The organism is Psychrobacillus psychrodurans (assembly GCF_050209195.1).
GTDB classification, from domain to species: Bacteria; Bacillota; Bacilli; order Bacillales_A; family Planococcaceae; genus Psychrobacillus; species Psychrobacillus psychrodurans.
Genome location: NZ_CP189791.1, coordinates 922956 through 938628 on the forward strand (window position 1 = coordinate 922956; position 15673 = coordinate 938628).

General features: G+C 36.0%; 14 protein-coding genes. 11 read left to right on the forward strand and 3 right to left on the reverse strand.

What is annotated here, in order from left to right; all coding sequences use genetic code 11:
• Positions 1 to 84: 84 nt before the first annotated feature.
• The 8 genes from ACQCPR_RS04340 to ACQCPR_RS04375 all read left to right on the forward strand — a co-directional run bounded on the left by ACQCPR_RS04340 (position 85) and on the right by ACQCPR_RS04375 (position 8728).
• Positions 85 to 1836: a mechanosensitive ion channel gene (locus ACQCPR_RS04340; RefSeq protein ID WP_427138299.1), complete on the forward strand. Its 1752-nt coding sequence runs from the start codon at positions 85 to 87 to the stop codon at positions 1834 to 1836.
• 208 nt (positions 1837 to 2044) lie between these two features.
• A complete protein-coding gene (locus ACQCPR_RS04345; RefSeq protein WP_427138300.1) occupies positions 2045 to 3538 on the forward strand; it encodes a class I adenylate-forming enzyme family protein in 1494 nt (497 codons plus the stop codon).
• 304 nt (positions 3539 to 3842) lie between these two features.
• Complete coding sequence (locus tag ACQCPR_RS04350) at positions 3843 to 4202, forward strand: hypothetical protein (RefSeq protein ID WP_090565282.1); 360 nt, start codon at positions 3843 to 3845, stop codon at positions 4200 to 4202.
• A gap of 180 nt (positions 4203 to 4382) precedes the next feature.
• Positions 4383 to 5096: a response regulator transcription factor gene (locus tag ACQCPR_RS04355; RefSeq protein ID WP_427138301.1), complete on the forward strand. Its 714-nt coding sequence runs from the start codon at positions 4383 to 4385 to the stop codon at positions 5094 to 5096.
• Positions 5086 to 6123 carry a sensor histidine kinase gene (locus tag ACQCPR_RS04360; protein ID WP_427138302.1) on the forward strand — a complete coding sequence of 346 codons (1038 nt, stop codon included), beginning with the start codon at positions 5086 to 5088 and terminating at the stop codon, positions 6121 to 6123. The genes ACQCPR_RS04355 and ACQCPR_RS04360 overlap by 11 nt, the downstream gene beginning before the upstream one ends.
• 76 nt (positions 6124 to 6199) lie before the next feature.
• Positions 6200 to 7120 (forward strand): ABC transporter ATP-binding protein, encoded by a 921-nt coding sequence (locus ACQCPR_RS04365; protein ID WP_427138303.1) that lies wholly within the window; start codon positions 6200 to 6202, stop codon positions 7118 to 7120.
• Complete coding sequence (locus ACQCPR_RS04370; RefSeq protein WP_090565274.1) at positions 7113 to 7850, forward strand: ABC transporter permease; 738 nt, start codon at positions 7113 to 7115, stop codon at positions 7848 to 7850. Before ACQCPR_RS04365 ends, ACQCPR_RS04370 begins: the two co-directional genes overlap by 8 nt.
• A gap of 62 nt (positions 7851 to 7912) precedes the next feature.
• Positions 7913 to 8728 carry an undecaprenyl-diphosphate phosphatase gene (locus ACQCPR_RS04375; RefSeq protein ID WP_427138304.1) on the forward strand — a complete coding sequence of 272 codons (816 nt, stop codon included), beginning with the start codon at positions 7913 to 7915 and terminating at the stop codon, positions 8726 to 8728.
• A gap of 120 nt (positions 8729 to 8848) precedes the next feature.
• On the opposite strand, the gene ACQCPR_RS04380 is transcribed toward ACQCPR_RS04375, so the two are convergent.
• Genes ACQCPR_RS04380 through ACQCPR_RS04390 form a run of 3 tightly spaced genes read right to left on the reverse strand, consistent with a single transcriptional unit; the run spans position 8849 to position 12448 of the window.
• Positions 8849 to 10771 carry a PTS fructose transporter subunit IIABC gene (locus ACQCPR_RS04380; RefSeq protein WP_427138305.1) on the reverse strand — a complete coding sequence of 641 codons (1923 nt, stop codon included), beginning with the start codon at positions 10769 to 10771 and terminating at the stop codon, positions 8849 to 8851.
• Positions 10772 to 10787: 16 nt separating this feature from the next.
• Positions 10788 to 11699, reverse strand: coding sequence for a 1-phosphofructokinase (gene pfkB, locus ACQCPR_RS04385; protein WP_427138306.1), 912 nt, complete (start codon positions 11697 to 11699; stop codon positions 10788 to 10790).
• Entirely contained in the window at positions 11696 to 12448 is a 753-nt protein-coding gene (locus tag ACQCPR_RS04390) for a DeoR/GlpR family DNA-binding transcription regulator (RefSeq protein WP_427138307.1), read from the reverse strand. The genes pfkB and ACQCPR_RS04390 overlap by 4 nt, the downstream gene beginning before the upstream one ends.
• Positions 12449 to 13687: 1239 nt before the next feature.
• On the opposite strand from ACQCPR_RS04390, the gene ACQCPR_RS04395 reads away from it, so the two are divergent.
• From ACQCPR_RS04395 to essB, 3 genes are all read left to right on the forward strand, one after another.
• A complete protein-coding gene (locus ACQCPR_RS04395; protein WP_090565261.1) occupies positions 13688 to 13981 on the forward strand; it encodes a WXG100 family type VII secretion target in 294 nt (97 codons plus the stop codon).
• A gap of 74 nt (positions 13982 to 14055) precedes the next feature.
• Entirely contained in the window at positions 14056 to 14295 is a 240-nt protein-coding gene (locus ACQCPR_RS04400) for an EsaB/YukD family protein (protein ID WP_093494092.1), read from the forward strand.
• Positions 14282 to 15655 carry a type VII secretion protein EssB gene (essB, locus tag ACQCPR_RS04405; protein ID WP_340879183.1) on the forward strand — a complete coding sequence of 458 codons (1374 nt, stop codon included), beginning with the start codon at positions 14282 to 14284 and terminating at the stop codon, positions 15653 to 15655. Before ACQCPR_RS04400 ends, essB begins: the two co-directional genes overlap by 14 nt.
• The last annotated feature ends 18 nt before the right edge of the window (positions 15656 to 15673 follow it).

The window sequence follows — 15673 nt, forward strand, 5'->3', positions numbered from 1 at the left end:
GTATACCTGTTTATTTTTTCTGCTTGGGGGGTAACTGAATTATGTGAACAACATAAATAAAGTTGAATAGAAGGAGGAAAAAGTATGCTAGATCGCTATTATTGGAATGATACATTATCATATTTACCTGAGTTAATCGTTGCAATACTTGCACTTGTTATTGGATTTATCGTTGCAAAAGTATTGGAAAATGCTACTCACAAGTTATTGAGAAAGTTTCGGGTAAATGAACGTTTAGGAAACACGAAGTCCAAATGGACCGTAGAGAAGATTATTAGTAAAGTTGTATTTGTTATTGTGTTGATTTTAGCACTAGTATTATTCTTTAATATTTTAAATTTGAATACGATGGCAACACCATTTGTTTCGATGTATTCAGGATTGACTGGAGCTTTCTTGAACATATTGAAGGCTGCTTTGATATTATTATTTGCATGGGTTTTGGCTACTGTTGTGAAAAAAGGTATTCAAATGGCTGGATCGAAACTCAACTTAAATAAATACTCGGCGAAGGCAGGAATTGACGCAAAACCTGAAAACCAAGCTAAGTGGACGGAAACTACAGCAAAAGTTGCATATTATTTAATATTCTTGTTATTTATTCCCGCTGTATTGAATGCATTAGGAATTAACGGTTTAAGTGGGCCTTTTGAAGGGATGCTTGCAAGCTTTTTCAACTTTATACCGAAGTTAATATCAGCTGGAATTGTATTTGCAATTGGTTTGTTTGTTGCGAAACTAGTTCGAAACATAATAGAAAAGTTATTACAATCTGCTGGAGCAGATAGACTGGCGGATAAATGGAAACTATCTTCTTTCGTTGAAGGTACTAGTTTATCGAAAATTGTTGGTATCATTGCATTAGTTTTAATAATGATTCCAGTATCGATTACAGCACTAGAGATTTTAGATTTAGAAGGTATTTCTGGCCCGGCAATTGCAATGTTGAATGATGTTATGACCATGCTTCCAAAGATTTTCGTAGCAATTGTTCTTGTACTAGTTGGTATTGTTGCTGCCAAATGGGTTAAGGATGTAGTTGTATCCCTACTAGAAAAATTAGGTGTGAATTCAATTTTTGGAAAAATGGGATTCAAATCTGTTACTGGAGGAGCACCATCGTTTGCTACATTACTAGGGACGATTGTACAAGTTATTATTATCTTGCTATTTGTAGTGGAAGCACTTCAACTATTAGAATTAGACTTTATGGTAACGTTGGCGACTGGTATCTTTGCTTATTTACCTTCTGTAATTGCAGCAATAATTATTTTAGCTGTAGGATTCTGGTTAGCTAGTTTAGTAGAAAAAATAGTTGGCAACGTGATGACGCATTCATCAGGAACACCGCACTTCCTTCGTTATGTAGCAAAATATGCTATTTTAGCATTTGCGTTTTTCATGGCATTAGATCAATTAGGTATTGCTGCTTCAATTATTAACGCAGCATTCATCCTTATTCTTGGAGGAGTGGCATTGGCATTCGGTCTTGCATTTGGACTTGGTGGCCGAGAGCATGCTACAAAGTATTTAACGAAAATGGAAAAAAGCTTAGATGATGCAGAAGTATCTAAAGAGAAATATCAACAAGAAAAGGAATCGATGAAAGAATCATTTAAAGAAAATTTTCAAGACCCTTCAAAAACAGAGCAAAGTTTAAAAGGGGCAAGTCCTCATATGGATGAAATGAGTCCTATTAGAGAAGCTAATGTAACTGAAGTAAATCCTACACATGAGGAAGATTCACCTAGCACGGGCTATAATATTCCATCGACGGATGATCTTCACCCGTTCGAGGACTTACCACCGATTGACGAAAGAAAAGATGAACAATAATAAATTGCTTCAGCGAGAAATAATCTCGCTGGAGTTTTTTTTCTGAGAAAAGAACGTTTTTGTCCGATCATATATCTATCCCCACTCTTATAGATTACCACAGAAATTAGTTATGATTTCTCTACTATTTATGTATAATAGTATTGAAGTTTTAATATTCAGTAATTTATGAATATTAAAAGAGAGTGACTATAAAAGGGGGAATAGAATGTTAGTAGCAGAGAGGTTGGCATATTTAGCAAAAGAACAACCAACGAAAATAATTACTTCTTTTAAAGGTAGGGAGACAAGCTACGAAGATATGTTCGAGCAGGCTAAACGTCTTGCAGGTTATTTTCAATCGCAAGGGTATAAACAAGAGGATATCATAGCAGTTTATATGATAAACTCAGATTATTTTTTGACGTGTTATTATGCATGTCAGCTAGGTGGTTTTACGATATTACCGATAAATACAAAGTTAACTGCAGCAGAAGTTAACTATATATTTAGCCACTCAGAAGCAAAGGCATTAATATATGATACTCGTTTACAAACAATATTAGACGATATTCCAGAAACAATGAATTGTTTTGATGATCTTCTATGTTTAGGAGAAGAAGATACGCTACTCACCGTATTAAATGATGAAAGTTTATTATTTGATGAAATTAAAATAGATGAAAATACTACTACTGTTATCTTCTATACATCTGGTACGACAGGTAAGCCAAAAGGGGTTATGCTATCGGCAGCTAATGTTCGAGCAACTGCGAAACTATATGTTGAGGCACTTGAACTAAATTCAACGGATCGCATGCAAATTGTAGCTCCTCTTTTTCATTGTGCAGCAAGTCATGTGTTTAGCATTCCAGTTATTTACGCTGGTGGAACTGTTGTTATTGAAGAGGGATTTTCTCCGGAACAAACGATGGACACATTGGAACAAGAGAAAATCACCGTTTTCTTTGGTGTACCAGCAATGTATAGTATTTTGTTGAATAGCTCCAAAATGGAAACGCTAAGGTTATCTAATTTAAGACTATTTACGTATGGTGCGTCTACCATGCCGTTTGAGTTAATCCGTAAAATAAAAGTAATGTTCCCAGAAGTGAAAGTCCAGAATATATATGGACAAACAGAAAACTCCCCAGCGGCAACGACATTAAAGGATCATTATGCACTTGTTAAAGTAGGTTCCGTTGGAGAACCAGTTCCAGGAACAGAGATTCAAGTAGTCAATGAACATGGCAAAGCTCTCCCTTCTGGCCAAGTAGGAGAAATTGTTGTGAAGGGCCCTCAGTTAATGAAAGGGTATTTGAAAAACGAGGAAGCAACACGTCAGGCAATTAGAAATGGATGGTTATATACCGGTGATTTAGGCCGTATGGACGAGGATGGACTATTGTATATTGTGGATCGAAAGAAAGATATGATTATACGCGGTGGAGAAAATGTCTTCCCAGTTGAAGTAGAAGAAGTTCTTTATGAGATACCTGAAGTATTAGAAGCGGCAGTAATTGGGGTTCCACATAGTATTTACGGAGAAGTCCCAAAAGCTTTTGTCGTCTTGAAAGAAGGAAAACAATTAACTCAAGACGAGGTTTTAAGTACATGCTCGAAAAAATTGGCAAAATATAAACTACCAGTTGAAGTTGAATTTATAGAGGTTTTACCTCGAAATGCAAGTGGGAAAGTACTAAAGACTGTATTACGAAACTAACTAAGAGGCTGGGACAGAACCCCAAAACAGCATTTTTCTCTGTGAGAAAAATGCTGTTTTTTTGCTGTGCACAAAATTGATTTCCATTCCAGGGACGCTTTCCACGGGCGTCACGCTATTCCCGTAGGAGCTTATTTATATGCAATTTATTTTCTATGAAACAACATATATAAGTTTTTCTTAATTTATTAATAAATCAAAATTATTTTAATAGGGAATTAAATAGGGAATTGATATAATTAATGGTTTAAGAATTCATATTTATAATTTTTATTCAATAGTTGTTGAACCATAGGAGGTATTTATGTTAATTATGAGACAAGTGACAGAAAAGGATAAATTGGAAAATAAGATAATCAGAGTTATATTTAATGTAATCTATATCGTGTTAATCTTGGGGGCTATAAAGTTTTTCTTCGATAAAAACTCTTTGAACAACAACTTCGGGTGGTTATTACTGCTAGCTTTTTGGATGTTTAGAGGAGTTCACCAGATGATGTTGGAATTATGGGACAGTAATAAAATAAGTGCGATAATAAATTTGTCACTTGCAATATTAGCGTTAGTTTGTCTGATTTATAGTGGTTCCCAGCAACTTTTTTTCTTTTTAAATTACAATAAGACTTTTATTATTGATTTTTTAATTAAATTCTTGCTGTTCTGATTATCAAGTGGATTTCTTTGCGACGAGTAACCGCAGGAGCATATGTTTTCGTAGCGACGAGGAGATTGAAGCCATGCCCGCGGAAAGCGTCCGCCTAGAGCGGAAATCAGCTTTGTTCAGATTTAACTATATAAAATTCTTTATGAAATTGATTAAATTATATAAGAAATAGGTGAAAATATGGAAGATATTCGAGTACTGTTAGCAGACGATGACAAAGATATTCGAGATTTGCTGAAAAAATATCTAGAAAGAGAATTGTATAGAGTAGATGTAGCAGCAAACGGAGAAGAAGCCCTTGCTTTATTTGATATAAATACATATAACTTAATCATCTTAGATTTAATGATGCCAAAAATTGATGGTATAGAGGTATGCAGAAGACTAAGAATTCAAACGAATGTGCCGATACTTATGCTCACTGCAAAGGATCACGAAGTTGATAAAATTTTAGGTTTAAGCATAGGAGCAGATGATTATATTACAAAGCCTTTTAGTATTAATGAAGTTATCGCAAGAATTAAGGCTCTTATGAGGAGATATCTAATATTAGGTATCAGTGGCAATTCCCATGACAAAAATCTCATTAGTTTTAAAGGTTTAAACATTGATTTTAAAAAGTACACAGTTACTGTAGCTGGAGAAGAAATATCTTTAACTGCAAAGGAGTTTGACCTACTGAAGTTTCTTGCTTCTCATCCAGAGCAAGTATTTACCAAAACACAACTATTTCGCAATGTTTGGGACAAAAATTATATAGAAGATGACAATACAGTGATGGTTCACATTAGGAAACTTAGAAAGAAAATAGAAGTGGATCCCTCTAACCCACAATTTATTCAAACTGTATGGGGTATTGGATATAAGTTTATAGGTGAAAAAAATGAAATATGACAAATATTTACTGCTAACTAACCTGCAATTTATAGTGATTATTGGACTCTTATTCATTGATCTCAATGATCAATTAATAGGACTGTTCAAAGGGACATTATTCATTTTACTATTTTCTGTAACGTTCATTCATTTAATATTAAGGCTTCGCTCTAGAGCTAGACTAAAACATATGATAGTGGAGTTAAGACGTGCAATTAAAGGGAACTTTAAGACAAGATTATTAGCACAGGACAATTCCTTATTTGATGAAGTAGTTTTTTCTGTTAATGAACTAATTGAACAAATAGAAAAAGTTCAAATCCAGTCTATTAAATCCCAAACTGCTAGAAGAAGCCTTCTCTCTAGTATTTCTCATGATATTCGAACTCCCCTTACCTCAATTATTGGATATATTGATGCCCTCCAAGATGATATAGCAACTTCAGAAAAAGAAAAACAGGAGTACCTTGTGATTATTTCTAAGAAAGCAGATAGTTTAAAACAATTGATCGATGAAATATTTGATATGGCAAAGCTTGATGCAGATGAAATCTCATTGAAAGTAGAATCCCTGGATTTAGCTGAAATAGCTAGAGAATTGTTAATTGAGTTTTTACCTAAAGTGAAGAATGATCATACAGAGCTACATATTAGTATCCCTGAAAAAAAATGCTTTGTCATAGCAGATCGTCTAAGCCTTATGCGAATCATTCGTAATATAATTCAAAACGCATTGGAACATGGAAAAGATGGGAAAACACTAGGGATAGAGCTTATAGAAAAAGCTAATGAATATCAACTTCTTATCTGGGATCAAGGACCAGGCATACCAAAAGAGAACCTTGAATTTGTATTCGAAAGAATGTATAGAGGGGATCTATCTAGGACTCTTATTAGTGCGGGAAGTGGGCTAGGACTTTCTATAGCTAAAGCACTTGTAGAAAAAAACCAAGGAGAAATATGGGTTGAAAGTATTCCTTGGCAAAAAACTACGTTTGGCTTTTCGATTCCTAGACAAAACAACTCGAACACATTTAAGAAATAGTTAAGAAATAGATAAGAAGCGTTTAAATATTCCTACTTATAATGTAACTAGGATTACAGAAAGAAGGTGTTACAAAATGAGTACGATTATCAAAACCACTAATCTAACGAAGGTATATGGCAACCAAACATCAGTAGATCATTTGAGTATGAGTGTGAAGCAAGGGGAGATATATGGCTTTTTAGGACGAAATGGTGCAGGGAAAACGACAACAATTAGAATGCTATTAGGATTAATCAAACCAACCAATGGGGAAATCGAAATATTCGGAGAAAATTTGTTTAAAAATCAAAAGGAGATTTTAAGAAGGATCGGTTCTATGGTTGAAGTGCCTGGGTTTTACGAAAACCTTACAGCAAAAGAAAACTTACTAATTAATTCCAAAATCATGGGGATTTATAAGAAAAATGCAATTGAAGAAGCATTAGAAATTGTTGGACTTCAGGATGAAACGAAAAAGTTAGTAGGGAAATATTCTTTAGGAATGAAGCAAAGATTGGGGATTGCAAGAGCTCTTGTCCATTATCCAGAAGTCTTAATATTAGATGAACCTACTAACGGGTTGGATCCTATTGGTATTAAGGAAATGAGACGCCTAATTAAATTACTGGCTGAAGAAAGAAATATAACCATATTAATTTCAAGTCATATTTTATCAGAAATAGAGCAATTGGCAGATACGATGGGGATTATTCATGGAGGGAAGCTCTTAGAAGAGGTCACATTTGATGATCTTAGAAAAAGAAACCGTAGATATATAGAGTTTCAAGTATCTAACGACAATAAAGCAGTGATGCTCCTAGAGAAGCACTTTAATATTTATGATTATGAAGCTCATGATGATGGTAATATCCGCGTTTATTCTTACTTAGGACAACAGGGAAAAATGAACAAATTATTTGTACAAAACGATATTGAAGTATTCAAGATTACGATGAGCGAAGACAAATTAGAAGACTATTTTACAAATTTAGTTGGGGGTGGCACGATTGGTTAATCTTTTATATACAGAACTTTTAAAGCTAAAACGCTCTAAGATGTTCTTAATTAGTATTCTAGGATCAGTGGTAGCCCCCTTTATGGTGGTAGTCGCATCCTATGTCCATATGAAGACTGAAAATCCAGCTCAACTAATTACATTTGATGAAATTTTTTATGAAACTAATTTGTATACTGTATTAATAATAGGAGTTCCTTTATATGGAGTGATTACTGCTTATCTATTTGGTCGTGAATATTTGGAAGATACGTTGAAAAATCTTTTAACCATTCCAGTGTCACGAATAAGCTATATAATGAGTAAATTAGTCATCTTATTTATGTGGATCATGCTATTGACGTTAGTTTCTTGGGGATTAACACTGTTTTTAGGGATATTAGGGCAGTTCGAAGGTCTAAGTACCTTATTGATAGTTGAATACTTAGGTAGATTTATTGCAGGTGGAGTACTTGTTTTTATTCTATCTACTCCTATTGTACTTGTAGCAGTTGTGATGAAGAATTATGTGCCAACAATTATACTAACAATCGTAATAACCTTGATTAACGTAATGAGTGCAAATTCGGAACATAGGGCGCTATTTCCATGGGCAGCAGCAGGAGATATCGCAAATGGTACTCTTCAACCGACATACCCAGCGGAAATATCTTATACCATTATTTTTATTACATCTATCATTGGTTTTATCGTAGCCATCGTCTACTTTAAAAAGGTGGATATCCATTGAAAAAATAAATTCCTTAATCATAATGCGTTGATCTAAAAATGATAATTTATTGGGAGGCCAAAATGGGAGAAGTAGATATTATATTAATAATCAAAATGATTATTATTGGACTAGTTCAAGGCTTTACAGAACCAATTCCCGTGTCGTCTAGTGGGCATGTAATGATTGCTAGTGAAATTTTGGGGCTAGGTGAACAAGGATTTACTTTTGCTATATTAACAAATACAGCTTCACTATTTGCCATACTTTTCATTTACAAAAAAGATATCGTAAGACTTGCGGTAAATTCAATTCTTTATTTGAAAACAAAAAAATCTAGTTATAAGGACGACTATCGTTTTGTTTTCTTTATAATCATTGGTACAATTCCAGCGGGTGTTCTTGGGGTTTTATTAAGTGATTATATTGCTGAAAGTGTTAGCATGACAACGATTGCGGTTATGCTCTTCGTAACTGGGATTGCCTTGTGGTTGATTCGCAACATTAAAGGTAATAAAGGCGAGGGTGATATTAAAATTAAGGATGCTTTCCTTGTAGGATTAGGGCAGGCTGTTGCATTAACACCAGGGATTAGTCGTTCAGGAGCAACCATTATTTCCTCGATTGCTGTTGGAATGAAACAAGATACTGCACTTCGATTTTCATTTATGTTGTATATTCCTATTAGCCTCGGGGGGGTTATATTAGGATTTTCAGATTTTCTAAATGAACCGAATAAAGCAGAATTAGCAATTCCGTATTTAGCGGCGTTTATAGCAACACTTTTAATGACCTATTTTGCGATGAAGTGGTTTATGGGAATTATGAAAAATGGGAAGCTTGTTTATTTTACCTATTATTGTTTCTTCATAGGAGTATTGCTACTAATTTTCTTTTAGTGGATATAAATTGTTTTTCTCTGTTGCTATATTAGAAACCGTGTAAGTATCAACCATTAACTAAATATACCTAAATAAAAATAGCTTTCGGAGGAAATCCGAAAGCTAAGGTGTATTGTATCATGCAGCTACTGCGATTTTCTTTTTCAGTAGTCCGAGGATTATAGCAGTAATAAAGGAACCTACGAGAATAGCGATGGCATACATTAGAATATTTGCCGCTCCTCCATCAACGAGACCGATAACGAAGATTCCACCATGAGGAGCCCGCAAACCGATGTCAAACAGCATAACCAATGCACCGGTGACCGCAGCTCCGGCAACAGAAGCCGGGATTACGCGTGCAGGGTCAGCTGCTGCAAACGGAATGACACCTTCTGTGATAAAACTAGCACCGAGCACATAAGCGGTCTTGCCGGCTTCACGTTCAGGTTTTGTGAATTTATTTTTAAATAGCGTTGTAGAAATTGCTACGCCGAGTGGCGGCACCATACCCGCTGCCATGACAGTAGCAATGAAATTAAAGTTCTGTGCATCAAGCATAGCAATACCAAATGTATAGGCGGCTTTATTGACAGGACCGCCCATATCAATTGCCATCATGCCTCCAAGAAGTAATCCGACTAGCACTAGGTTAGTTCCACCGAGGCTTTCAAGGAAGCTTGAAATACCTGTATAAACTTTGGTCAATTCTGGATTGACTAGCATCATAATTATGCCGGTAATAGCAATTGAAAATACTGGAAAGAATAATACCGGGTTTAAACCTTCAAGTGAATTGGGAAGCCTAGAAAATACTTTTTTGACTAACAGCGTTACATAACCAGCAAGGAACCCTGCAATAAGTCCGCCAAGGAATCCAGAACCACCGCTTGCTCCTTCTACTCCTGTCACGGTAATTGCAATCAGTCCACCGACCATCCCAGGTGCAAATCCCGGACGTTCGGCAATACTCATCGCGATAAATCCGGCTAGAACAGGCACCATAAGGAAGAAGGCATTGCCGCCACCAATGGTATTTAGCATAGCAGCAAATTCATTATATTCGGGACTCTCCGGATTGGAGGCATTAATACCCCAGAAAAACGAAATGGCAATTAAAATACCACCACCAACTACAAACGGTAACATATTAGATACACCGTTCATTAAATGTTTATAAAATCCACCCTTGCCTTCATTAGAGGATGCTTCATCTTTAGATTTGTCATGTTTATAGACCGGTGCATCATTATTCACCGCACGATTAAGTAAATTGTCTGTTTCGTATATCGCTTTACCTACAGCAGTCTGGATGACCGGTTTGCCATCAAAGCGAGCCATATCGACTTTTGTATCCGCAGCTACGATAATTGCTTCAGCTTCTTTAATTTCCTCATCGGTCAGACGGTTTTTCACGCCGCTCGAACCGTTCGTTTCCACTTTTAGCGTAATACCGAGTTCTTTTGCACGTTCATTGAGTTTCTCTGCCGCCATATAGGTATGGGCAATTCCTGTTGGACAGGCTGTTACAGCCAGAATCTTTTTAGCGGATAATTCGGTCCGTGTTTCAGCTTTTTCTGCAAATGCCTGTTCTGGACCTTCGTCTTCCGTCTCTTTATCTGAAATTGCCTCTAATACTTCCTGCTTCGAACTGGCTGCAAGGATACGGGAACGGAATTTTTCATCCATTAAAAATGTTGCGAGTCTTGATAAGGCTTCAAGGTGATCATCATTTGCACCTTCAGTGGCTGCAATCATGAAAAATAAATGTGCCGGTTGGCCATCCAATGATTCATAGTCGAGGCCAAGTTCAGATCTTCCGAATGCAATAGCTGGAGTTTTCACTGCTAATGACTTGGCGTGCGGAATAGCAATACCCTCTCCAATACCTGTAGTGCTCTGATTTTCACGTGCTAGGATATCTTGTAGGAATGCTTGTCGGTCCACTAGTTTTCCCGCTTGTTCTAATTGCCCGGTCAGTTCTTCCAGAACTTGTTGTTTTGAAGTGGCATCTAAATACAGTATAATTGTTTCCTCTGTCAATAATTGTATAATTTTCATTCTGTCACATCCTTTGTCAGATTGGGGTGATCTCTACTTGTTCAAGTAATGCTTCTACGCCTTGTTGATCGCATAAATCGGAACGGAAGGCCGTGGCACTACCACTTGCGACACCGTACCGAAAAGCTTTTTCAGGATTTTCTTCTTTTGAATAGGAAGCGATAAACCCGGAAACGAGAGAATCGCCTGATCCTACGGTATTAATGACGGTACCGATAGGTGCTTTTGCACTTAAAGACAGATTTTTGGTAACGAGCAAAGCCCCATCAGCGCCCATCGACACTATGACATGTCTAATATCGTTTTCTAAAAGCCTCTTGGCATAGAAGTGTGCAGCCTTTATATCTGTGATTTTCGTATCGAATAATTCGCCCAGTTCATCGAGGTTTGGCTTGATTAAAAAACATGGAACATTTGTCAGTTTTTTTAGTGCGGGACCCGATGTGTCCAGTACAAAACGCACTCCATTCTCACTGCAAATCTTAGCTAGATCGAGAAAATAGCTATCGGGGATAGAGCCAGGAAGGCTGCCCGCAAGAATGAACCAATCGCCTTTTTTCATGGCTTTTACTTTATTTGTAAGGATCATCAATTGTTGTTCTGTCAATTGTGGACCTGGTCCGTTTAATTCCGTTTCTTTTTCTGACTTGATTTTTATATTTATCCGGGTTATTTGTGAAGTTTCAATAAAATCAGTAGCTACACCTTCTTTTTGTAGAAAGCTTTCTATATAGCTGCCTGTAAAGCCACCAGTAAATCCTAGAGCTTGGCTTTCAACACCCAGTCTGTTTAATACGCGTGAAACATTAATGCCTTTACCGCCGGGATAATAATACACTTCTTCAGAACGGTTTAGTTTACCGTTTTCGAAAGCAGGCAGGTAAACGGTATAATCGATTGATGGTGTGATCGTACAAGTATAAATCATTCGTGCACCAACTTTACTGAAGTTTTTTTTCTGAAATCATCGAGTATTTCTGAAGGCATACTGTCGATAATCAACATGGCATTTTCCAAATCCATGATTTTAGCGAAGCTGACTTGATTGATTTTAGAATGGTCAGCGAGCACAAAGGTATTTCGGGACAAAGAACTTGCCACTTGTTTGACTGCCGCTTCTTCAGGATCTGGTGTCGTATAACCGTTTTCTACATGCAGACCATTTACCCCGAGAAAACATACGTCAAAACGATAATTTTTCATAGCCAGTACCGTTTGAGAACCGACAAATGCACTAGTTTTCGACTTAAATAATCCACCGGTCAAATAAGTGGTTATGCCATATTCATTCAAGGTATCAACGAGTGTCAGACCATTCGTTACGACTACCAGGTTTTTGTTCTGCAGAAATGGAATCATTTGAAAAGTCGTGGTACCAGCATCCAAAAAGACGCTGTCTCCTTCTTTAATCAGTTCCGCTGCTGCTTGGGCGACTTGGATTTTTTCGGATAGATTCTGAGTAGATTTATCGGTTACGCTTTGTTCTATTAAATTGTGTCTCGTCAGAATTGCACCACCAAAAACGCGTTCTAGCTTCTGCTGGCTTTCAAGTTCAGTCAAATCTCTTCGAATTGTCGATTCGGAAGCACCAGTTTCATCCACTAAATCTTGGATTTTTACTGCTTGTTTTTTTTCTAACTTCTTTAAAATATAGGAATGTCTTTCATTTGTTAGCAAGTCATCACCCGCTTCCTAGAATATAGTTATATTTCTGTTAAAACCATAATACTCTAAGTAATAGTTATAATCAATCAAAAACGTTCAAACTCATTCAAAAACAATCATTTGTATAACAAATTTATCAGGTAATCACGAACTCCACTTTCATAATACGAGGATTATATAGGAAGAGATAAATAATAATCCAAAAATAATCAGATATTAAAGTAACAAAATTGGTGTGGAGATGAGTGAAGAACGGCGATTAAGGGGATGCAGCCGCGGAGAGCACCCGGACTGAGCCCAGGAAAGTGTCTCGTTCATACAATGCACTAACCTGTTTCTAAAAGTTGTAGTGGTAGGGAGACGGACAGACAATTATCTTAAGGTTACCGAGAAAAGAGCAGCTGGTCGCGACGTTAGTCACGACCAGCTGCTCTAAAAACATTCGGTAATCATATAACGATAAGTCTGTCCAGAGCACTACGAAAACGTTAGATACAGGTTTTGAACTATAAGGACCGGGTTTCTATTTGCCTGGTTTTCTTAATACTCAAAATAGGTTAGCCGTCCATAATTTTGAAGTGCACTACGAATAATATACCTATTTGATGTAATGTTTCTTTAAACATTCAATTGGAAAGCAATGACATAGAAATGCATAGTTTTGAGTATCTTTGTACCGAGATATTTTCACGATATATTCTGTGAAAAATGAGAAAAAAGTAATTCATTTTATTTCTAATATTAATAATTTGATTATTTAAAACTAATATTAAAAAATGAAAACAAAAAAACATTATGCAAATCTAATTGTTAAAATTTAGTGACTAAAGTCTATGAGTTGATAGTTCTATTGAAATTTACTAATTTTTATAGGATTTTTGACTATAAGAATATGTAATGGTATTTATTATATTAAAGGAAAAGTTTTCTAGTACTTCCACCATATTAAGTAGTTAAAAACTTTTCTAAACAGTTTCTTAGCCTATTATAGAGACTCAATTTCATAATAAGTTGGTTCAATTAATAACACGAATTTACGTCATATAGTGTTATACGAATCTTACTATTTATAAATTTATAAAAATAATTTATAGAAATAGGTTTATAAAGTAAGAGGTTGGGGTATTGGGTGTTAGTTGACTTCAATTACCCATTTTTACCAATGTAGGAAGTACCTGTGGGTCCTTATAAAAGCACTACACAGTTATTTTATAAATGCCACAAAATTTCAAGATAAGGGAGATGTATGGAATGTCAGGAATTATTCGCGTAACACCGGCTGAGTTAGATGCTATGGCTTCTCGCTACAACCATGAATCAGGGGAGGTTGCTTCTCAAATTGGTCGTCTAGATGGCATGATTGGTGAATTGCAATCAATGTGGGAAGGTTCTTCAAGTGCAGCCTTCGCTGAGCAATATGAGAGACTTAAACCTCATTTCAATGAAATGCGTGAATTATTAAGTGAAGTAGGAATTCAATTAAGCCGTGCTGGTCAAGCGTTGCAAGATGCAGATCAACAAGTTGCTAGTCAAATTCGCGGATAATCAACCGTTAGAATGTCAAATAGTAGAGCGTCGTTCCTCCAGGAAGGCGCTTTTTCCTTAATTGGGGTGAGAGAGTGTATATAGAGATTACAGTAGATCTTTCTAAATACGATGGAAAAGTCTTAGATTTAAGACTTTCTGATTATTATACTATGAAAAAAATGATTGATATTGCCTGGCAGGCCAATTCTATATCTAAAACTCCACGCGAAGGCCATTGGGTGCGTGTAGTAAATAAAGATAAAATATTCCCTGGACATTTGACGTTAGCCCACTGTGGTATAACGACAGGTGATCGAATTGAAATTATTTGAAGGAGCTACAAAGATGGCCAATCATTCACATACATACTTAAAAAACCGTATAGGTGCAGAAATAAATGAAGAACCCCTAAAAACTACTTTTGTTTTTCAAAAAGAAAGAGTGGGATTTAAGCGAACAGAAGAAGTTGTTTTTCTAAAAGAAGTTAATCCAAAAATTAAAAAAGATATAGTGATTACCGATAACGAGCTTATTATTCAAGCTGATATCCCAGAGACCTTTAGGCGATTTGATGACATCCAAAAAGAGGATGAAAAGTCTCGTTGGATGTTTGCATACCAATTAGTAGAAAAAGTTAACTCACATTCATATCCTCGTTTAAATTTAATCGTGTCCCCAGAAAATATTGTGTATAGCAGAGGAATGGAGCCTGTTTTTCTTTATTACGGTGTATTAGGCAGTTTACCGCCTTTTGAAGCAAATGATGAACGCGTCTGGTTAGAAACAAAAGCCGTAGTTGCAGCCGCAATAGACGGCTCTTTCACATTTGAAGAGTATTTGAAGTATTCGGAGATTCTCGAACTCAAAGAAACAGGCGCTACCATTATGGCCATGAAAGAAAGTGATTCATTACTCGACTTCATAAGTCAGCAAATGGAGCACTTAGAAGTAAAAGAACTAGAAAATGTGAAGATTCCTCGAAAAAAATGGAAAGTTACCAAATGGTTATCGGTTGGGCTAGGTGTACTTATTATTCCTGCAATTGTATTTACAATCATATTTTTTGTACACGAAAAGCCAAAAAACGAAGCATACATCGATAGTCAAGCATCCTTCCTCGGTCAAAATTACAGCCAAGTAGTTACAACTTTAAGTCCTTATAGCGTTAAGTCTATGCCATATATCGTTCTTTACGAACTTGCTTATTCATCTGTTACGAATGAACGCTTGGATGAAGAACAAAAAGAAAATGTGCTTTCTAATATTACATTACAAACCGACGCAGATTATCTAAGATATTGGATTTATCTCGGTCGTGGAGAAGCAGAGAATGCTGTTGATATCGCAAGAGCAATGGAGGATGGCGAGCTAATTACCTATGGTTTGTTGAAAAGAAGAGAAGAAGTGAAGGCAGATAAAGGTTTAACCGGTGAAGAAATGCAAGAATTACTTAATGAAATTGATCAAGAAGTAGAGGAATATGAAAAGTTAATGGAAGAAATGGAAGAACAAGAGCAGCAAGAACTAGAGAAAAAAGAACAGGAAAAACAAGAATTAGAACAAAAACAAAAAGAACAACAAGAATTTGAACAACAACAAAAGGAAAAACAAGAACTTGAACAAAAACAAAAAGAGCAACAAGAACTCGAACAAAAACAAGCAGAAGAACAACAAACAGAACAACCGAAGTAGAAATAAGAAAATACGGAT